This is a genomic window from Citrobacter sp. Ce104 (genome assembly GCF_030334595.1).
Classification (GTDB): domain Bacteria; phylum Pseudomonadota; class Gammaproteobacteria; order Enterobacterales; family Enterobacteriaceae; genus Citrobacter; species Citrobacter europaeus.
In genome coordinates, this window is record NZ_JAOWDP010000062.1 from 410,994 (window position 1) to 430,785 (window position 19,792).

Annotated in this window: 16 protein-coding genes; 1 reads left to right on the top strand and 15 read right to left on the bottom strand. The window is 51.4% G+C overall.

Features of this window, described 5'->3' with window-relative positions; genetic code table 11:
* The 3 genes from OGW16_RS10230 to adeP all read right to left on the bottom strand — a co-directional run bounded on the left by OGW16_RS10230 (position 1) and on the right by adeP (position 4,930).
* Positions 1-1,581, bottom strand: a complete 1,581-nt coding sequence (locus OGW16_RS10230) for a flavocytochrome c (protein ID WP_236019710.1) — start codon at positions 1,579-1,581, stop codon at positions 1-3.
* On the bottom strand, positions 1,578-3,284 hold the full coding sequence (locus OGW16_RS10235; protein WP_075145448.1) for an HAL/PAL/TAL family ammonia-lyase: 1,707 nt from the start codon (positions 3,282-3,284) through the stop codon (positions 1,578-1,580). Before OGW16_RS10235 ends, OGW16_RS10230 begins: the two co-directional genes overlap by 4 nt.
* Before the next feature lie 308 nt (positions 3,285-3,592).
* Positions 3,593-4,930, bottom strand: a complete 1,338-nt coding sequence (gene adeP, locus OGW16_RS10240) for an adenine permease AdeP (protein ID WP_003023830.1) — start codon at positions 4,928-4,930, stop codon at positions 3,593-3,595.
* 167 nt (positions 4,931-5,097) lie between these two features.
* On the opposite strand from adeP, the gene yieH reads away from it, so the two are divergent.
* Complete coding sequence (gene yieH / locus OGW16_RS10245; protein WP_043018816.1) at positions 5,098-5,763, top strand: 6-phosphogluconate phosphatase; 666 nt, start codon at positions 5,098-5,100, stop codon at positions 5,761-5,763.
* Positions 5,764-5,847: 84 nt separating this feature from the next.
* On the opposite strand, the gene phoU is transcribed toward yieH, so the two are convergent.
* The 12 genes from phoU to atpH form a co-directional block, all read right to left on the bottom strand.
* A complete protein-coding gene (gene phoU, locus OGW16_RS10250; RefSeq protein WP_003023824.1) occupies positions 5,848-6,573 on the bottom strand; it encodes a phosphate signaling complex protein PhoU in 726 nt (241 codons plus the stop codon).
* A 24-nt stretch (positions 6,574-6,597) separates the two neighbouring features.
* Positions 6,598-7,371, bottom strand: coding sequence for a phosphate ABC transporter ATP-binding protein PstB (pstB, locus tag OGW16_RS10255; protein WP_042998747.1), 774 nt, complete (start codon positions 7,369-7,371; stop codon positions 6,598-6,600).
* A gap of 46 nt (positions 7,372-7,417) precedes the next feature.
* The gene (pstA, locus tag OGW16_RS10260) at positions 7,418-8,308 is read right to left on the bottom strand and encodes a phosphate ABC transporter permease PstA (protein WP_016155077.1); all 891 of its coding nucleotides are present in this window, start codon (positions 8,306-8,308) and stop codon (positions 7,418-7,420) included.
* Complete coding sequence (gene pstC / locus OGW16_RS10265; RefSeq protein ID WP_038635761.1) at positions 8,308-9,267, bottom strand: phosphate ABC transporter permease PstC; 960 nt, start codon at positions 9,265-9,267, stop codon at positions 8,308-8,310. Before pstC ends, pstA begins: the two co-directional genes overlap by 1 nt.
* 192 nt (positions 9,268-9,459) lie before the next feature.
* Positions 9,460-10,500 carry a phosphate ABC transporter substrate-binding protein PstS gene (pstS, locus tag OGW16_RS10270; RefSeq protein ID WP_043018817.1) on the bottom strand — a complete coding sequence of 347 codons (1,041 nt, stop codon included), beginning with the start codon at positions 10,498-10,500 and terminating at the stop codon, positions 9,460-9,462.
* Between the two features lie 335 nt (positions 10,501-10,835).
* On the bottom strand, positions 10,836-12,665 hold the full coding sequence (glmS, locus tag OGW16_RS10275; protein ID WP_043018818.1) for a glutamine--fructose-6-phosphate transaminase (isomerizing): 1,830 nt from the start codon (positions 12,663-12,665) through the stop codon (positions 10,836-10,838).
* A gap of 224 nt (positions 12,666-12,889) precedes the next feature.
* Entirely contained in the window at positions 12,890-14,260 is a 1,371-nt protein-coding gene (glmU, locus tag OGW16_RS10280; RefSeq protein ID WP_048227373.1) for a bifunctional UDP-N-acetylglucosamine diphosphorylase/glucosamine-1-phosphate N-acetyltransferase GlmU, read from the bottom strand.
* A gap of 672 nt (positions 14,261-14,932) precedes the next feature.
* A complete protein-coding gene (locus OGW16_RS10285; RefSeq protein WP_003023809.1) occupies positions 14,933-15,352 on the bottom strand; it encodes a F0F1 ATP synthase subunit epsilon in 420 nt (139 codons plus the stop codon).
* A 20-nt stretch (positions 15,353-15,372) separates the two neighbouring features.
* A complete protein-coding gene (gene atpD, locus OGW16_RS10290; RefSeq protein ID WP_003023806.1) occupies positions 15,373-16,755 on the bottom strand; it encodes a F0F1 ATP synthase subunit beta in 1,383 nt (460 codons plus the stop codon).
* Between the two features lie 26 nt (positions 16,756-16,781).
* Positions 16,782-17,645: a F0F1 ATP synthase subunit gamma gene (gene atpG / locus OGW16_RS10295; RefSeq protein ID WP_003023804.1), complete on the bottom strand. Its 864-nt coding sequence runs from the start codon at positions 17,643-17,645 to the stop codon at positions 16,782-16,784.
* Positions 17,646-17,695: 50 nt separating this feature from the next.
* Positions 17,696-19,237 (bottom strand): F0F1 ATP synthase subunit alpha, encoded by a 1,542-nt coding sequence (atpA, locus tag OGW16_RS10300; RefSeq protein WP_003023802.1) that lies wholly within the window; start codon positions 19,235-19,237, stop codon positions 17,696-17,698.
* A gap of 12 nt (positions 19,238-19,249) precedes the next feature.
* Positions 19,250-19,783, bottom strand: coding sequence for a F0F1 ATP synthase subunit delta (atpH, locus tag OGW16_RS10305; RefSeq protein WP_006687767.1), 534 nt, complete (start codon positions 19,781-19,783; stop codon positions 19,250-19,252).
* Positions 19,784-19,792 lie beyond the last annotated feature (9 nt).

Here is a 19,792-nt window from a genome sequence, read left to right on the forward strand (position 1 = left end):
TTAAATTCCCTCAACATCAAATACATCACCCACTGCGCTCGAAGAAGCAACGCTGGCGCCTGCAATCCGACCAAAAACCAGACAATCAGCCACAGCACAACTACCAAGACGACTTCCACCATGTGAACCTGCAGTTGCTTCTCCGGCAGCATACAGACCTGGGATCGGCTTACTATCAGCAGCGTTAAGTACCTCTGTCCGCATATTTATCTGTACTCCACCCATGATGTAGTGCACTTTTGGCCACACACGTACGGCGACAAATGGTCCTTTATCCAGTGGAACTGCACGACTCACATCTTTCTTCATGCGATCGCCCCCCTTACGGGCTACGGCGGCATTGTAGGTATCTACTTCTTCTGTCAGCACGTCGTAAGGTATACCGAAATGCGCAGCCAACAACTCCAGGGAGTCAAATTGCCAGGCCACGCCATAGTGCAGGGCATGCCCCAGGCTTTGTGCCTGTTTTGCGCCTTCCAGGGTGGTAAAACAGATGGGATAAAGTGGATCTCCCTTTTCATCGACTTGTGCCAAAATCCCTTCTTCACGCTCTTTACGATCGGCAAGTTCGTTTGTGAAGCGATGGCCAGTACGTGGGTTAACCATGATTCCATTAGGAAAACCGGAGATAGTATTGAACTGCGATACGTAACCAAATCCGCGTTCGTCTGGTGAAGACCAGGGGCCTAGCTGAATAAGGTCAAGTTGTACTGGTGTTGCGCCAATACGTAGCATTTGCACCAGACATTCCGACGTCGCACCAGGATGGTTTGTGGAGTCGACACGCTCATCCAGCATGGGGTTTTGCATTTTACGAAAACGTAAATCGTTAGAAAAACCGCCAGAACACATCACCACGCCGTATCGTGCGCCGTAGTGCCTTATCTGACCCGTCTGTTCATCAGGGAAACGATACCCATCACGAACAGTCAGACCAACCACTCGCCCCTCGCCGTTTAGTCGGAAAGATTCCAGCTTGCATCGTGAACGAAAAACAACCCCCATTTTTGCAGCAGACTCTTTCAGGGGCCGGGTGATACCAGCCCCTGAGCTCTCGACAGTTTGCAGCGTACGGGGAACCGAGTGACCGCCAAAATGCTGGACAAACGGTTTATATTTCACGCCATGTTGCAGGGTAAACTCATAGGCAGCCATGGTATTACTGACCAAAATTTTCAGTTGATCTTTATCATTAAGCCCCCGCCCGGCTTTAAGCATGTCTTTAAACATCAGCTCAGGAGAGTCAACTATCCCCTCTTTTTCCTGCAACGGAGAACCCGCAACCGCAACGGCACCACCGTTAATCGCAGAGTTACCGCCAAAAACCGGCATTTTATCGATCACCAGTACACTGCGGCCTGCCTGGGCCGCTTCGAGCGCAGCAGCTAACCCAGCAAAACCACTTCCCACCACAATCACATCGTAAATTTTATGGTAACGAACCGCCGTTGCCTGACAGCTGCTCAGCTGTGCTCGCGCACTCCCCGCCAGCGCCGTCAGCGCACCTCCCGTCGCCAGAATGGTGCTTTTCGTTAAAAAGGCCCGCCGCGATGCATTAACGGTTTTTTTCATTTTCGTCATTTGCTCCCTGCTTGCGTATTAACCAGGGTCCCGGCAGGAAACGATGCGACTAATGCAGAGGAATCTGCAATGTTGTCGCTGAAAATCCGATCCTGCGAAACAAACGGTACTTTTTCCCGATAAGCGGCAAAAAGTTTGCCTGTCATCTCTCCCAACTTCAGGTCAGGATTTTTTTGTTTTCTTAGATCGATAGCCTGGCTGGCATGCAACAATTCCAGACCATAAATGCTACGCATATCATCAGCGATCTGATTCAAGCGTTTGGACGCCCGGAGATTATTGGTATAGGTATCTTCAATCGTGCCCGCCATCGGTTGGCCATCAAGGGATACCGGATTAACCAGGTCGCGAATATCAGCCAGTAGCGCAACCTGTGGCTTCTGAATTGCCCCAAAAGCATGTCCTTGTTGATTGGTGTCAGAAGCAAGGAAGCGACTCAATCCAGTGAAATGCTCGTCAGATAAATGCAAAGTGCGCTGTACGCTGTTATGCGCCAAATGCCCCATCGCTAAAGACAGATTCTGAATTGCCAGCGCCAGAGGCAGAGGTTCAAAATTAGAGGTTGGGAAAATCGCGCCGCTGAGGGTTTCGCCATTGGCCTCTTTTTCGCTCACGAAGTACTGCTCAACCTGGCTATTTTCCGCCAACGAACGATCGGCATTTACGATCACCGCCGGATTGTCATCAGAGCTGTTCATCTGAATTTCCAGCATTTGCCAGGCTTCATTCCACTCGCGACGTGCTTCATTAAGAACAAATACTGTCGTACGGAAAGAGAGCGGATCTTGTAAAGGTCGTCCATCCTGATGCTGCCAAAGATAAGAACCGGTTAGTACATTACGAATACTTCCGGCAGTATCCTGAATTCCAGGGAAAGGCCGCACACTTAAGCTTTGGTACAAGAATGGGGCAACATTGCCATTAAGCGCCTCCAGAGATAAACCATAGACCACAGGTGTAACGTTTATGATCTGGCGGGATTCCAGTAAGGCCTGAGCGGAGTAGGCTGTTGATATCGCATTTGAAGAGAGAATTGAGAGAGCATCTTTACCAAGCGGTTCCAGCTTTTCAATGCCCGCCTGTTTCAGGGCTTTCGCTGAATCCATCTCGACGCCTTTCACACGAACACGCCACTCACCAATCATTACGTCGCCAATATGTGATGCAAGCGTTATATCAGCTTCACCAACGGAACCGCGCGAGGGCACGACGGGAGTAATATGCTTATTGAGGAACTGCTGATACAGTTTGGCTACCTGCGGTTGGGCTCCTGTATTTCCCGTCAACATCGTATTAAGGCGGATCACCATCGCCAGACGAACCAATTCATCCGGCATATCGGGCCCAACACCTGCTGCGTGTGCATGCAGAGCGTTGATATTAAATTCACGTGAGGCCTGAATAACTTCCGGCGTCAATTTTCCATGCGCATCGAACAATGATTTATCTTTGTTGAGACCGACACCTACCGTCAGCCCGTAAACAGGAACCCCTTTACCGGCAGCAATCATCAAAAGTTTGTTCGCTTTATCGACGCGATCCATTGCAGTTGAAGCGATGTCGACTTGTTTTTCTCCTTGAGCGATGGCCCAGGCATCATCCAGTGTCAATGAATGACCATCCAGCGTTACGCTGGTAGCCGAATACGCGAATAACGGAAAAAACAGGGAGACGCAGAACGTCGCAATGACAGTCTTCTTCATTTCTAAACTCCTTTTAATAGAGATAAGAAACAGTAACGAAAAAAGCCTGTGCGAAAGTTGAAATAGCCCCTGCATTTATTAAGGCTATTTTTGATATTTCAAAAAAATCAAAATGAAAACATTTCAATTTATTAACAGATAATTCACCAGATGAAGCAACAGTTCACGGCTAGCAAATCACAATGAAGGACGGTGAATAAATCACTTAAGACTTTTGATTGAAGAGAGATAATTTGCAGGTCTGACAGGAGATGAGTGATAAAAAATTATGCTTCAGCCTTAAATCATAAGACTGAAGCATGTGTACATTAATGCGCGTCGATAAACACAATCTTCAGCACAAACAGCAGCGCGACAACAATGACGCACGGGCTGAGATCGCGGAAACGTCCGGTACCGATTTTCATCACACAGTAGGAAATAAAGCCCAGCGCGATACCTTCGGTAATCGAGAAGCTAAACGGCATCATCACGGCGGTAATAAACGCCGGAACCGCTTCTGTCAGGTCATCCCACTTCACGCGCGACAGGCTTGATGTCATCAGCACACCAACATAAATCAGCGCACCTGCGGCCGCATAGCCCGGCACCATTCCCGCCAGCGGCGACAGGAAGATAACCAGCAGGAACAGCAAGCCAACAACTACCGCTGTCAGGCCAGTACGTCCGCCGACTGAAACCCCGGAAGAAGACTCAATATACGCGGTAACGGAAGACGTCCCGATAAACGCGCCGGTAACAGACGACACGCTATCCACATACAGCGCTTGCTTCATGCGCGGGAACTTGCCCTTCGCATCCGCCAGACCAGCTTTATCCGTGACGCCAATCAACGTACCGGAGGAGTCGAACAGGTTGACCAGCATGAACGAGAAAATTACACCCGCCAGGCCAATGTTAAACGAACCAGCCAGATCAACATGTCCGATAACAGACATTACGCTCGGCGGCGCGGAGACGATTCCGTTGTAATGAACATCGCCCAGCATCCAGCCCAGCAGCGTGGTCACAATGATGGAGATCAGCACCGCCGCATGAATATTACGTGACGCCAGAATCGCGATGATAAAGAAGCCCAGAATGCCGAGCAGTACGCTGTGGGAGGTCAGGTTGCCGATGGACACCAGGGTGTCTTTGTTCGCCACGATAACGCCGGCGTTTTTCAGCCCCATCATGCCGATGAACAGACCAATACCGCTGGTGATCCCCACGCGCAGGCTAACCGGGATATTGGCTATCATCCAGTAACGTACGCGGAAAATGGTCAGCAGCAGCAGACCTACCGCACCCCAGAAGATAGCCCCCATACCGATCTGCCATGACAGGCCCATGGCGCCAACGACCACGAAAGCAAAGAATGCGTTCAGGCCCATAGCTGGCGCAAGTGCGACCGGCAGGTTGGCAAATAGCCCCATCAGGATGCTACCAAATGCAGCAATAAGACAGGTGGTAACAAAGACGGCGCTGGTATCCATGCCAGCCACGCCAAGAATTTGCGGGTTAACAAAAACGATATAAACCATCGTCAGGAAGGTGGTTAAACCGGCGATCACTTCGGTCCGTGCCGTCGTGCCATGTTCGCGCAGTTTGAACACGCGTTCCAGCATCCCCTGGCCAGAAGCCTGGGTTGTGTGTTGTTGACTCATTATCAATTTCCGAACAAGGAGGGAAAATTCGTCGCTATCCTATACCAAAATGCGACAATAGGGTTGGGTTATGAGCAACTTTTTTCATTGATTTTGCTTATACGGCAACGATTGCGTTGCCTAATAATGCATTACGAAAACGTTAAACTTGTTAAAACGGAAATGACATGTCCCAGATAGAAGCCGTATTTTTTGACTGTGACGGTACCCTTGTCGACAGTGAAGTGATTTGTTCTCGCGCGTATGTCAGCATGTTCCAGGCGTTCGGCATTACGCTCGATCTTGAAGAAACGTTCAAACGCTTCAAAGGGGTAAAGCTGTACGAGATCATCGACATTATCAACGAAGAGCACGGTGTCGAACTGGCAAAAGCCGATTTAGAACCGGTCTACCGCGCTGAGGTCGCACGTCTGTTCGATACGGAACTGGAGGTGATCGCTGGCGCTAATGCGCTGCTGGACAGTATGACGGTGCCCATGTGCGTAGTGTCCAACGGTCCGGTCAGCAAAATGCAGCATTCGCTGGGTAAACTGGGCATGTTGCACCATTTCCCTGATTTACTGTTCAGCGGATACGATATTCAGCGCTGGAAGCCCGATCCGGCCCTGATGTTCCATGCGGCGAAAGCGATGGACGTTAACGTTGAGAACTGCATTCTGGTCGATGATTCCAGTGCCGGCGCGCAGGCGGGGATTGCTGCGGGAATGGAAGTGTTCTATTTCTGCGCCGATCCGCACAACAAACCGATCGATCATCCAAAAGTCACGACGTTTACCGATCTGGCACAGTTGCCGGAATTGTGGAAAGCGCGGGGTTGGGATATTACCCGGTAATTTTTTGTAGGCCCGGTAAGCTTGCGCCACCGGGCAATTGCCGGATGGCGCTAACGCTTATCCGGCCTACTTTCTGCGTTTTTATCACTCTTTAGGATCTTTGCCCGCCAGCAGCTTATCCAGCTCATCGCCGCCCACATGACGGAAGTCCTGTCCCTTCACGAAGTAGAAGATGTATTCGCAGATATTCTGGCAGCGGTCACCGATACGCTCGATGGAACGGGCGCAGAACAGCGCGGTCAGCACGCTTGGAATGGTACGTGGATCTTCCATCATGTAGGTCATCAGCTGACGCACGATGCCTTCATATTCCTGGTCGACTTTCTTATCTTCGCGATAAATACGTACCGCTTCGTCGAGATCCATACGCGCAAACGCATCCAGCACGTCATGCAGCATTTGTACGGTGTGGCGGCCCAGTGACTCCAGGCTTACCAGCAGCGGTTGATGCTGTTGCGAGAATTTCTCCAGCGCGGTGCGGCAGATTTTGTCCGCCACGTCGCCAATACGTTCCAGCTCGGCGATGGTTTTGATAATCGCCATCACCAGACGCAGATCGCTAGCGGTCGGCTGACGCTTGGCGATGATACGTACGCAGGCTTCGTCGATCGCCACTTCCATCATGTTGACGTTCTTATCGCCTTCAATGACGCGCTTCGCCAGCTCACTGTCCTGGTTATGCATGGCGGTAATCGCATCAGAAAGCTGCTGCTCGACCATGCCGCCCATGGTCATCACCTGGGTACGGATGCTTTCCAGCTCTGCATTGAACTGGCCGGAAATATGTTTGTTAAGGTTTAAATTGTCCATCATTTCTCCAGATGCCCGGGCATATCAACCGTAGCGGCCAGTAATGTAATCTTCAGTTTGTTTCTTCGCGGGCTTGGTGAACAGATCGTCCGTGTTACTGAACTCAATCAACTCGCCCAGGTACATAAACGCCGTGTGATCGGAACAACGCGCAGCCTGCTGCATGTTGTGGGTTACGATAACGACGGTGTAATCTTGTTTCAGCTCAGTGATCAGCTCTTCAATGCGCCCGGTAGAAATAGGGTCGAGCGCTGAACACGGCTCATCAAGCAGAAGCACTTCCGGACGAATGGCGATACCGCGCGCAATACACAGACGCTGCTGCTGACCACCGGAGAGAGAGTACCCGCTCTGGTGTAATTTATCTTTGGTTTCGTTCCACAGTGCGGCCTTGGTCAACGCCCACTGCACACGTTCGTCCATATCCGCACGCGAGAGTTTCTCAAACAGACGCACCCCAAAAGCGATGTTGTCGTAGATGGACATCGGGAACGGCGTCGGCTTCTGGAATACCATGCCCACTTTGGCACGCAGCAGAGCGATATCCTGAGTGTTAGTGAGAATATTGTCGCCATCCAGCAGGATTTCGCCTTCCGCACGCTGTTCCGGGTACAGTTCAAACATTTTGTTGAATGTACGCAGCAGCGTCGATTTACCACAGCCTGACGGCCCGATAAACGCCGTTACCTGGTTTTTAGCAATATCCAGGTTGATGTTCTTCAGGGCATGGAATTTGCCATAGTAGAAGTTCAAATCACGAACCTGAATCTTACCCGGGGCAGTATCAACCATACTCATTTCAATCTCTTCCTCATCCGGCGCCGCATCAGCCACGCCGTAAAAATTAACCGTGTTTCTTCTTCGCGAAAATGACGCGCGCCAGAATGTTCAGCAGCAGTACGCACAGGGTAATAATCAGCACCCCGGCCCAGGCCAGTTGCTGCCACTCAGCAAACGGGCTCATCGCAAACTTAAAGATAGTGACCGGCAGGTTGGCGATAGGCTGCATCATGTCGGTGCTCCAGAACTGGTTGGAGAGCGACGTAAACAGCAGCGGAGCCGTTTCACCTGCGATACGTGCAATAGCCAGCAGAACCCCTGTAATAATGCCCGAGACAGACGCCTTCAGGGTGATCGCAGAAATCATCTTCCACTTCGGCGTACCCAGTGCATAGGCAGCTTCACGCAGGCTATCCGGCACCAGCTTGAGCATGTTCTCCGTGGTACGAATAACAATGGGCACCTGCAGCAGCGCCAGCGCGATAACGCCCGCCCAGCCGGAGAAGTGCTCCATTTTTGCTACCACGATGGTGTAAACAAACAGGCCAACTACGATTGATGGCGCAGACAACAGGATGTCGTTGATAAAGCGGATGACCTCAGCCAGCCAGGACTTACGTCCATACTCTGCCAGGTAGATGCCCGCCATAATACCAAGCGGTGTACCAAACACGGTCGCCCACAGAATTAACAGCCCGCTACCGGCCAGGGCGTTCGCCAGACCACCGCCCGCCGTATTCGGCGGAGGCGTCATTTCGGTGAACAACGCCAGCGACATACCGTCAATACCGCGGGTGATCGTGGACATCAGGATCCAGATCAGCCAGAACAGACCGAACGCCATGGTCGCCATAGAGAGCGTCAGCGCGATGCGGTTCTTCAGGCGACGACGCGCCTGCATTTTACGGCGGGATTCCGCTAGTGCAGCGGTGTTTTGCATTTCAAGCGTAGCCATTAGCGTGCCCCCTCGTTCTTCGCAAGGCGCATGATCATGAACTTAGACGCCGCCAGTACGATGAAGGTGATCACAAACAGAATCAGACCCAGTTCCATCAACGCGGCAACGTGCAGCCCTGATTCCGCTTCGGCAAATTCATTCGCCAGCGCAGAGGTAATACTGTTGCCAGGCATGTACAGCGAGGCACTGTCGAGCTGGTAGGTGTTACCGATGATAAAGGTCACCGCCATGGTTTCACCCAGCGCGCGGCCCAGACCAAGCATCACTCCGCCAATCACGCCGTTTTTGGTGAACGGCAGGACGATGCGCCAGATAACTTCCCAGGTAGTACAGCCGATGCCGTAGGCTGACTCTTTCATCAGGACCGGCGTTTGTTCAAACACATCGCGCATAACCGCCGCAATGTACGGGATGATCATGATAGCGAGGATCACGCCAGCAGCCAGAATACCGATACCAAACGCCGGACCAGCAAACAGCGCGCCAACAAACGGAATGTTGGAAAGGATGTTCCCGACCGGTTCCTGGAAATAAGTCGCAAACAGCGGAGCAAAAATAAACAGGCCCCACATGCCGTACACGATACTTGGAATTGCCGCCAGCAGTTCAATAGCGATACCCAGCGGGCGACGCAGCCAGCCAGGTGCAAGTTCAGTCAGGAATAAAGCAATGCCGAAACTCACCGGAACGGCAATCAGCAGCGCGATAAGCGAGGTGACCAGCGTACCGTAAATCGGTACTAATGCACCATAGATGTCGTTTGGCGCATCCCATTCTTTAGTCCACAGAAAGGAGAAGCCAAATTTCTGAATGCTTGGCCAGGAGGAGATAACCAGAGAGACAATAATGCCACCCAACATCAATAGCACAATCAGCGCAGCCAGTTTTACCAGCGCGCTGAATATCATGTCACCCTTTTTACCCGGTGGGTTAAAAGCAGGCTTGGTTGCAGCCATAAATCACTCTTTAAGTTTGGGCCAGGAAGCACGCATTTTATCGTGCTTCCCGGCTAACGTAATGCCATACCCTAAATAATTCGAGTTGCAGCAAGGCGGCAAGCTTGTGGATCCCCAGGAGCATAGATTCACTACGTGACTGGGGTGAACAAGCACAGCCAACACTGCTGCGGCTCGAAGTATGACGGGTATTTAGTACAGCGCTTTACCGCTGCTGTCTTTCACGTTGGTCTTCCATGCAGCACGAATCTGCTCAACCACGCTGTCCGGCAGGCTGGCGTAATCCAGGTCATTAGCCTGTTTGCCGCCATTTTTGTACGCCCAGTCGAAGAACTTCAGCACTTCAGCGCCCTGCTCAGGTTTCTTCTGCTCTTTATGCACCAGGATGAAGGTGGTGGAAGTGATAGGCCACGCATCGTCACCTTTCTGGTTAGTCAGATCCTGAGCGAAGGTTTTGCTCCAGTCAGCGCCTTTTGCGGCATTAGCGAAGCTTTCTTCGGTCGGGCTTACCGGTTTACCATCAGCAGAGACCAGCTTGGTGTACGCCAGGTTGTTCTGCTTAGCGTAAGCGTACTCAACGTAGCCGATAGAGCCCGGCAGACGCTGGACGAACGCGGCGATACCGTCGTTACCTTTACCGCCCAGACCGGTCGGCCAGTTAACGGTAGAGCCGGAACCAATTTTAGATTTCCACTCTTCGTTCACTTTTGCCAGATAGCTGGTGAAGACAAAGGACGTACCGGAACCGTCAGCACGACGTACAACGGCGATATTCTGCGAAGGCAGCTTCAGACCCGGGTTCAGTTTGGTGATGGCTTCATCATCCCACTTCTTAATTTTACCGAGGTAGATGTCGCCGAGCGTTTTACCGTCCAGCACCAGCTCGCCGGATTTCAGGCCAGGGATGTTGACTGCCAGTACCACACCACCGATAACGGTCGGGAACTGGAACAGGCCTTCTTGATTGAGTTTTTCGTCAGACAGCGGCGCATCTGAAGCACCGAAATCAACGGTATTCGCAGTGATTTGTTTTACACCACCGGAGGAGCCGATACCCTGGTAGTTTACTTTGCTACCGGTCTCTTTCTGATAGGTATCTGCCCATTTGGCATACACTGGCGCAGGGAAGGTTGCACCTGCACCTGTCAGGCTCGCTGCTGCAAACGCAGAGAACGCGCTCATGGATAAGGTCGCGGCGACAACAGTTGCGACAGTGGTACGCATAACTTTCATAATGTCTCCTGCACGGTTTTCGTAAATCGTTGTTTGAGTTGCTACTGTGAGCAAAATAGGACAAACAGGTGACAGTTAAATGTACGAAATATGACAGTTTTATGACAACGAAAAATACGTGAAGTTTTTTAGATAAAAATATATTTAAAACAAAACGTTAGTCATTATCATGACAATAACATTTCGCTAAAATTTTCTTTTTATGACACTGCAAACAGTAGCTGAAGATGACGGTTTGTCACATAAAACAGGCGGGATAATTGATTAAAAACAGAACAAACGAAAAAATAATGCCCCGCTTGTAGCAGGGCATTTTCAGTTCAGTTAAGTACGGATTACTCTACGGTAACCGACTTCGCCAGGTTACGCGGCTGGTCCACGTCGGTGCCTTTAATCAGCGCCACATGATACGCCAGCAGTTGCAGCGGAACGGTGTAGAAGATTGGTGCAATTACCTCTTCCACATGCGGCATCTCAATGATGTGCATGTTTTCACTGCTGGTAAAGCCAGCATCCTGGTCAGCGAAGACGTACAGCTGGCCGCCACGGGCGCGAACTTCTTCAATGTTGGATTTCAGTTTTTCCAGCAGTTCGTTGTTCGGTGCCACGACGATAACCGGCATATCAGCGTCAATCAGCGCCAGTGGACCGTGCTTCAGTTCACCTGCGGCATACGCTTCAGCGTGAATATAAGAAATCTCTTTCAGCTTCAGCGCGCCTTCCAGCGCAATTGGGTACTGATCGCCACGACCAAGGAACAGCGCATGGTGTTTGTCAGAGAAACCTTCAGCCAGAGCGGCAATGCGTTTGTCCTGAGACAGCATCTGCTCAATACGACTCGGCAGCGCCTGCAGTCCGTGAACGATTTCCTGCTCAATAGACGCATCCAGGCCTTTCAGACGAGACAGTTTCGCCACCAGCATCAGCAGAACGGTCAGTTGCGTGGTAAAGGCTTTCGTGGAGGCCACACCGATTTCGGTACCGGCATTGGTCATCATCGCCAGATCGGATTCACGCACCAGAGAAGATCCCGGGACGTTACAGATAGCCAGCGAGCCCAGATAGCCCAGCTCTTTAGATAAGCGCAGACCCGCCAGGGTATCCGCCGTTTCACCAGACTGGGAAAGGGTGATCATCAGGCTGTTACGACGCACGGCAGATTTGCGATAGCGGAACTCAGAAGCGATTTCGACATCACAAGGAATACCCGCCAGCGATTCAAACCAGTAGCGCGATACCATACCTGAGTTGTACGACGTACCGCAGGCGATAATCTGGATATGCTCAACCTGAGACAGCAGCTCGTTGGCATGCGAACCCAGCTCGCTTAAATCCACCTCACCGTGGCTAATGCGCCCGGTCAGCGTGTTTTTAATTGCGTTCGGCTGTTCGTAGATCTCTTTCTGCATGTAGTGGCGATAAATACCTTTTTCGCCCGCATCGTATTGCAGATTAGATTCGATATCCTGACGTTTAACTTCCGCGCCAGACTTGTCGAAAATGGTAACCGAACGACGGGTCACTTCCGCAATGTCACCCTCTTCCAGGAAGATAAAGCGACGGGTTACCGGCAGCAGCGCCAGCTGATCGGAAGCGATAAAGTTCTCACCCATACCCAGCCCAATCACCAGCGGGCTACCAGAACGAGCGGCCAGCAGGGTTTCCGGGTTACGGGTATCCATGATCACCGTGCCGTAGGCACCGCGCAGCTGCGGAATAGTACGCAGCACGGCTTCACGCAGCGTACCACCCTGTTCCAGTTCCCAGTGCACCAGGTGAGCAATCACTTCGGTGTCTGTTTCAGAAACAAAGGTGTAACCACGGGTTTTCAGCAGTTCACGCAGCGGTTCATGGTTTTCAATGATGCCGTTATGCACCACGACAATGTGTTCAGAAACATGAGGATGCGCGTTCGCTTCTGAAGGTTCGCCGTGTGTCGCCCAACGGGTATGAGCGATACCTGTCCCACCATGCAGCGGATGTTCTTCCGCAGCAGCAGTCAGCATCTGCACTTTACCCAGACGACGCAGACGGGTCATATTGCCTTCAGCATCGACAACGGCCAGACCAGCAGAGTCATAACCACGATATTCCAGACGACGTAAACCTTCGAGAAGGATTTCAGCTACATCACGCTGCGCGATAGCGCCAACAATTCCACACATATTTTTTGATTCCGAATTTAGGCATTGTGCCTGTCGTTGTCGCTGACCTGTATTTGCCCTTTCCGGGCGCCCCGAGCCTTGTAGAGAGTGGGGTTATTTTTTTAGGTACTGCTTGTTGAGCGGAGGATTATATTATCCCCTCATCTCTTGTCTGCCTGATGGCGCTCACGCTTATAAGGCCTACAGAACGTCACCGCACGTAGGCCGCCATCCGGCAAAATAAATTACTTCTTCTTCACCGGACGCTGCCAGCCCTGTTTATGGACCTGAGGTACACGGCTTAATACCAGTTCGTTATCGGCAACATTACGCGTTACGGTAGTTCCTGCGGCAATCGTCGCACCTTTACCCACGGTGACAGGCGCCACCAGCTGAGTATCAGAACCCACAAACACATCATCACCAATAATGGTTTTAAACTTATTGGCACCATCGTAGTTGCAGGTGATCGTACCCGCGCCGATGTTCACGTTATCGCCAATTTCCGCATCGCCCAGATAGGTCAGGTGACCGGCTTTGGAGCCTTTACCCAGACGCGCTTTTTTCATTTCGACAAAGTTACCCACGTGCGCGCCTTCCTGCAGCTCAGCGCCCGGACGCAGACGCGCGAATGGGCCGATGGTGCAAGCGGCTTCCAGATGGGCATCTTCAACCACACTGTATGGGCTAAGCTCACAACCTTCACCAATAACGCTGTTTTTGATGATGCAGCCGGCGCCAATCTTGACGCGATCCCCAACGGTTACGTTACCTTCAATGATAACGTTAGTATCAATTTCAACATCGCGCCCGTGAATAAGCGTACCGCGAAGATCAAAACGTGCAGGATCGCGCAGCATCACGCCCGCTAACAGCAGTTTTTCTGCCTGCTCGGACTGATACACGCGCTCCAGACGGGATAACTGAAGACGGTTATTCACCCCTTCCGTTTCGCTAATACGTGCCGGATGTACCGCAGCAATTTCGCGCCCTTCCTGGTATGCCATCGCAATGATATCGGTGATGTAGTATTCACCCTGCACATTGTTATTAGTCAGTTTGGACAGCCAGCGTTTCATGTCTGCGCCATTGGCAATCAGAATACCGGTGTTGATTTCCTGGATTTGCCGCTGCTCGTCGGTTGCATCTTTATGCTCAACGATACCGGTGACGTTACCGTTTTCACGCGTAATACGCCCATAACCGGACGGGTCGTCCAGTTTTACCGTTAACAAGCCAATGCCACCCTGCGGTTTGGCTTCACGCAGGCGACGCAAGGTATCGGTAGAGATCAGCGGCACATCGCCATAGAGCATTAAAATGTCTTCGTCATCACCAAAGAATGGCGCTGCCTGCTGCATTGCATGGCCGGTGCCCAACTGCTCTGCCTGCAAAACCCAGTTTAGATTGCCATCTTTCAGCGTCTGCTTGAGCAAATCACCACCGTGCCCGTAGACCAGATGTACGTGAGTCGCACCTAATTCATTAGCAGCATCAATGACATGCTGAACCATCGGTTTTCCTGCGAGGGTATGCAGCACTTTAGGGAGATCGGAATACATACGCGTGCCTTTGCCTGCGGCAAGGATCACGACGCTCATAGCATTATTCAACATACACGTCCTGACTGTAATTTGAGAACGAATTTATACCGTTTCACATTGAAAATACTACATTTTTTTCAGCGTAAAATGGACCGAAGATAAAACGTTCAATCGGGGAAGTTTTCCCTCTGATAACTATCTATTTTCATCTATTTCGGCGTCTTTTGTCTCCCAAAAACCAGGAGTCTGCTCTTATTAAAGCCTTAGGTTAATGTTTTTGCTATTTTTTTACTGCATGAATAAAGAGCTACAAAAGAAAAATACAATTTTATTAAAGTGATTCAGTGAAAAGCAGAAAAAACAGACAGGAGAAATACAGTTTTAAAAGGAAAGAGTACAAATGATAATACGGGGGAGGGGAATTTATTAACAGATGGCGCGAGCAGGTAACCGTATGAAGCATCGCGCCACAGAGCAGTTCAGGGAAGACTAAACTTCCATGCTGCTGAAAAGCGCGATGATTTTGTTAATCAGTTTCATGTTGATATCCTGTTTTTATCTGAATTAATTATGTGACATATATCACAAAAAGAAGTCTACGCCTCATTTTTTAACCGATCAACATTTTTGTGATACAAATCACAAAACAATAAAATAGCTTTTTAGTTTCACTCTTACTGAAACAAAACCCAAAAAAAAGCCAGCCTGGAAACCAGACTGGCTTTTGTGCTTTTCAAGCCGGTGTTACATCGCTTTTTTGGTCAACTCGATAACGCGCAGTTTCGCGATCGCTTTGGCCAGTTCCGCAGATGCCTGAGCGTAATCCACGTCACCATGAGAGCTCTTGATGTGCTCTTCAGCCTTACGCTTCGCTTCCAGGGCTCTCGCTTCATCGAGATCCTGTCCGCGAATCGCGGTATCAGCCAGGACGGTCACGCTGCCAGGCTGCACTTCGAGAATGCCGCCGGACAGATAGATAAACTCTTCATGACCGAACTGTTTAACGATGCGGATCATACCAGGCTTAATGGCGGTGAGCAGCGGTGCGTGACCCGGGAAAATACCCAGTTCACCTTCACTACCCGTTACCTGGATTTTCTCGACCAGACCAGAGAACATTTGTTGCTCTGCACTGACGACGTCCAGGTGGTAAGTCATTGCCATATCACCCTCCGATTAAGGCGTTAAAGTTTTTTGGCTTTTTCCACGGCTTCGTCGATAGAACCAACCATGTAGAACGCCTGCTCTGGCAGGTGGTCGTATTCGCCTTCCATGATGCCTTTAAAGCCACGGATGGTGTCTTTCAGGGATACGTATTTACCCGGAGAACCGGTGAATACTTCCGCAACGAAGAACGGCTGGGACAGGAAGCGCTGGATCTTACGCGCACGTGCTACCACCAGTTTATCTTCTTCAGACAGTTCATCCATACCCAGGATGGCGATGATGTCTTTCAGTTCCTGATAACGCTGCAGCAGGGACTGTACGCCACGCGCAGTGTCGTAGTGTTCCTGACCAACAACCAGCGGATCCAACTGACGGCTGGTGGAATCCAGCGGGTCAACTGCCGGGTAAATACCCAGAGATGCGATCTGACGGCTCAGTACCACGGTTGCATCTAAGTGAGCAAAGGTGGTTGCTGGCGATGGGTCAGTTAAGTCATCCGCAGGTACGTATACCGCCTGAACGGAGGTGATAGAACCGGTTTTGGTAGAGGTGATACGTTCCTGCAGAACGCCCATCTCTTCCGCCAGAGTCGGCTGGTAACCTACCGCTGAAGGCATACGACCCAGCAGTGCAGATACTTCAGTACCGGCCAGGGTGTAACGATAGATGTTATCGACAAACAGCAGTACGTCACGACCTTCGTCACGGAACTTCTCTGCCATGGTCAGACCGGTCAGAGCAACGCGCAGACGGTTTCCCGGCGGCTCGTTCATCTGGCCATATACCAGGGATACTTTGTCCAGAACGTTGGAGTCGGTCATTTCGTGGTAGAAATCGTTACCCTCACGAGTACGTTCACCTACGCCCGCAAACACGGAGTAACCGGAGTGCTCGATCGCGATGTTACGGATCAGCTCCATCATGTTTACGGTTTTACCTACACCCGCACCACCGAACAGACCAACTTTACCGCCCTTAGCGAACGGACACATCAGGTCGATAACTTTGATGCCGGTTTCCAGCAGTTCCTGAGAGCTGGACAGCTCTTCATAGGAAGGAGCCGCGCGGTGGATAGCCCAACGCTCTTCTTCACCGATATCGCCTTTCATGTCGATCGGATGACCCAGGACGTTCATGATACGACCCAGAGTTGCTTTACCTACCGGGACTTCGATCGGGTGCTCGAGGTCTTTAACTTCCAGACCACGACGCAGACCGTCGGAAGAACCCATGGCGATGGTACGTACGATACCGCCGCCGAGCTGCTGCTGAACTTCCAGCACCAGGCTCTCTTTACCATTCATAACCTCAAGAGCATCGTACACGCGCGGTACGGCATCCTGAGGGAATTCGACGTCAACCACGGCGCCGATTACCTGGACAATTTTTCCAGTAGCCATCTTGAATCCTCTACGAATTAACCTGGTTATACCGCGGATGCACCACCGACGATTTCGGTGAGTTCCTGAGTAATGCTGGCCTGACGAGCTTTGTTGTATACCAACTGCAGCTCTTTAATCAGGCTGCCGCCATTGTCGGTCGCGGCTTTCATCGCCACCATACGTGCGGCCTGCTCGCTGGCCAGGTTTTCTACCACGCCCTGATAAACCTGAGACTCGACATAACGACGCAGCAGGGTATCCAGCAGCGCTTTCGGGTCTGGTTCATACAGGTAATCCCAGGATTTACGCTTCAATTCATCATCATCTGATGCCGGCAGAGGCAGCAGTTGGGTGATGGTTGGCGTCTGAGACATGGTGTTAATAAATTTGTTGCTGACAACGTACAGTCTGTCCAGACGACCTTCATCGTAGGCTTGCAGCATCACTTTAACCGGACCGATCAGTTCGGACAGGGAAGGGTTATCCCCCATACCGGTTACCTGAGCAATCACATTACCGCCAACGGAGTTAAAGAAAGACACGCCCTTAGAGCCGATCATTGCGATATCGCACTGAACGCCTTTATCGGACCATGTTTTCATATCCGCCAGCAGCTTTTTGAACAGGTTAATGTTCAAGCCACCGCACAGACCACGGTCGGTCGACACCACCAGGTAGCCCACGCGTTTAACGTCGCGTTCTTCCAGGTAAGGGTGCTTATATTCCAGATTACCATTCGCAAGGTGACCAATCACTTTGCGCATGGTCTCTGCATAAGGACGGCTGGCCGCCATGCGATCCTGCGATTTACGCATTTTGGAAGCGGCGACCATCTCCATCGCTTTAGTGATCTTCTGCGTGTTCTGGACGCTTGCGATCTTACTACGTATCTCTTTTGCGCCGGCCATGAGCTTCTCCTCAATGCCTTGCGGTCCGCCCTAAAGCAGACCGCCAGACGTTACCAGGACTGGGTTGCCTTGAAGGAATCGAGGATAGCTTTCAGCTTGCCTTCGATTTCATCGTTATAGCCACCGGACTGGTTGATCTCTTGCATCAGCGGAGCGTGGTCACGGTCAACGTAAGCCAGCAGAGCGGCTTCGAAGCTACCGATTTTCGCCAGTTCCACATCTTCGAGGTAACCGCGTTCAGCCGCAAACAGCACCACACCCTGCTGTGCTACAGACATTGGGGCATACTGTTTCTGCTTCAGCAGTTCAGTTACTTTCTGACCGTGGCTCAGCTGCTTACGCGTAGCTTCATCCAGGTCGGAAGCGAACTGAGAAAACGCTGCCAGTTCACGATACTGCGCCAGTGCGGTACGAATACCACCGGACAGTTTCTTGATGATCTTGGTCTGCGCTGCGCCACCTACACGAGATACGGAGATACCCGGGTTAACAGCCGGACGAATACCGGAGTTGAACAGGTTGGTTTCCAGGAAGATCTGACCATCGGTAATGGAAATTACGTTGGTCGGAACGAACGCAGAAACGTCACCCGCCTGGGTTTCGATAATCGGCAGAGCGGTCAGGGAGCCGGTTTTACCTTTCACTTCACCATTGGTGAACTTCTCAACATATTCCGCGTTTACGCGGGATGCGCGTTCCAGCAGACGGGAGTGGAGGTAAAATACGTCGCCTGGGAATGCTTCACGTCCTGGCGGACGACGGAGCAGCAGGGAAACCTGACGGTAAGCAACAGCCTGTTTAGACAGGTCATCGTAAACGATCAGTGCATCTTCGCCGCGGTCACGGAAGTATTCGCCCATTGCGCAACCGGCATATGGCGCCAGGTATTGCAGTGCAGCAGATTCAGACGCAGTCGCCACCACAACGATGGTGTTGGACAGTGCGCCGTGTTCTTCCAGTTTACGAACCACGTTGGAAATGGTGGACGCTTTCTGGCCGATAGCCACGTACACACATTTGATGCCGGAATCACGCTGGTTGATGATGGCGTCGATTGCCATCGCAGTTTTACCTGTCTGACGGTCACCGATGATCAGCTCACGCTGGCCACGACCGATTGGGATCATGGCATCAACAGATTTATAACCGGTCTGTACTGGCTGGTCGACGGACTGACGTTCGATTACGCCTGGTGCGATAACTTCGATTGGCGAGAAGCCATCGTTATCAACCGGACCTTTACCGTCAATCGGGGAACCCAGAGTGTTCACCACACGACCCAGCAGGCCACGGCCAACCGGAACTTCCAGAATACGACCCGTACACTTAACCTTCATGCCTTCGGCAAGGTCAGCGTATGGACCCATCACAACTGCACCTACGGAGTCGCGCTCCAGGTTCAGTGCGATAGCGTAACGGTTACCCGGCAGGGAAATCATCTCACCCTGCATACAATCGGCCAGGCCGTGAATGCGGATAACACCGTCACTTACAGAAACAATAGTACCTTCGTTATGAGCTTCGCTCACAACATTGAACTGAGCAATGCGCTGCTTGATCAGTTCGCTGATTTCGGTGGAATTCAGTTGCATGCTCCAGTCCCCTTAAGACTGCAAGACGTCTGCAAGGCGCTCAAGACGGCCGCGTACGCTGCCATCAATGACCATATCACCCGCTCGGATGATTACGCCTGCCATTACAGACTTATCGATTTTGCAATTCAGCTTAACTTTGCGTGACAGACGTTTTTCCATCGCTGCACTAATCTTCGTAAGCTGTTCATCACTCAGTGCATTGGCAGAAGTGACTTCTACCTCAGAGATAGCCTCACTGGCTGCACGCAGGTGAATAAACTGCTCAAGAACATCCGGGAGCGCATTCAGACGGTTATTTTCAGCCATTACCCTAATCAGGTTCTGGCCGCTTTCGTCCAACTGCTCACCGCACACGGCGATAAACGACTCAGCGAGCGTTTCCGGCGCCAGTGCGCCAGAAAGAAGCTCTGCCATTTGTTCGTTTTTAGTCACCTCAGCGGCAAACGTCAGCATATCCTGCCAACGGTCAACGCTTTGGTGCTCAACGGCAAAGTCAAAAGCTGCTTTGGCGTAGGGGCGAGCTACCGTAATAAATTCAGACATCAGCCCCTC

Excerpts from the sequence above, each read along its gene's own strand:
- pstC (WP_038635761.1), bottom strand. The coding sequence starts at position 9,267 with ATGGCTGCAACCAAGCCTGCTTTTAACCCACCGGGTAAAAAGGGTGAC.
- atpA (WP_003023802.1), bottom strand. The coding sequence starts at position 19,237 with ATGCAACTGAATTCCACCGAAATCAGCGAACTGATCAAGCAGCGCATT.
- pstS (WP_043018817.1), bottom strand. The coding sequence starts at position 10,500 with ATGAAAGTTATGCGTACCACTGTCGCAACTGTTGTCGCCGCGACCTTA.
- OGW16_RS10285 (WP_003023809.1), bottom strand. The coding sequence starts at position 15,352 with ATGGCAATGACTTACCACCTGGACGTCGTCAGTGCAGAGCAACAAATG.
- glmS (WP_043018818.1), bottom strand. The coding sequence starts at position 12,665 with ATGTGTGGAATTGTTGGCGCTATCGCGCAGCGTGATGTAGCTGAAATC.
- pstB (WP_042998747.1), bottom strand. The coding sequence starts at position 7,371 with ATGAGTATGGTTGATACTGCCCCGGGTAAGATTCAGGTTCGTGATTTG.
- pstA (WP_016155077.1), bottom strand. The coding sequence starts at position 8,308 with ATGGCTACGCTTGAAATGCAAAACACCGCTGCACTAGCGGAATCCCGC.
- OGW16_RS10230 (WP_236019710.1), bottom strand. The coding sequence starts at position 1,581 with ATGACGAAAATGAAAAAAACCGTTAATGCATCGCGGCGGGCCTTTTTA.
- atpH (WP_006687767.1), bottom strand. The coding sequence starts at position 19,783 with ATGTCTGAATTTATTACGGTAGCTCGCCCCTACGCCAAAGCAGCTTTT.
- adeP (WP_003023830.1), bottom strand. The coding sequence starts at position 4,930 with ATGAGTCAACAACACACAACCCAGGCTTCTGGCCAGGGGATGCTGGAA.
- yieH (WP_043018816.1), top strand. The coding sequence starts at position 5,098 with ATGTCCCAGATAGAAGCCGTATTTTTTGACTGTGACGGTACCCTTGTC.
- phoU (WP_003023824.1), bottom strand. The coding sequence starts at position 6,573 with ATGGACAATTTAAACCTTAACAAACATATTTCCGGCCAGTTCAATGCA.
- atpG (WP_003023804.1), bottom strand. The coding sequence starts at position 17,645 with ATGGCCGGCGCAAAAGAGATACGTAGTAAGATCGCAAGCGTCCAGAAC.
- OGW16_RS10235 (WP_075145448.1), bottom strand. The coding sequence starts at position 3,284 with ATGAAGAAGACTGTCATTGCGACGTTCTGCGTCTCCCTGTTTTTTCCG.
- glmU (WP_048227373.1), bottom strand. The coding sequence starts at position 14,260 with ATGTTGAATAATGCTATGAGCGTCGTGATCCTTGCCGCAGGCAAAGGC.
- atpD (WP_003023806.1), bottom strand. The coding sequence starts at position 16,755 with ATGGCTACTGGAAAAATTGTCCAGGTAATCGGCGCCGTGGTTGACGTC.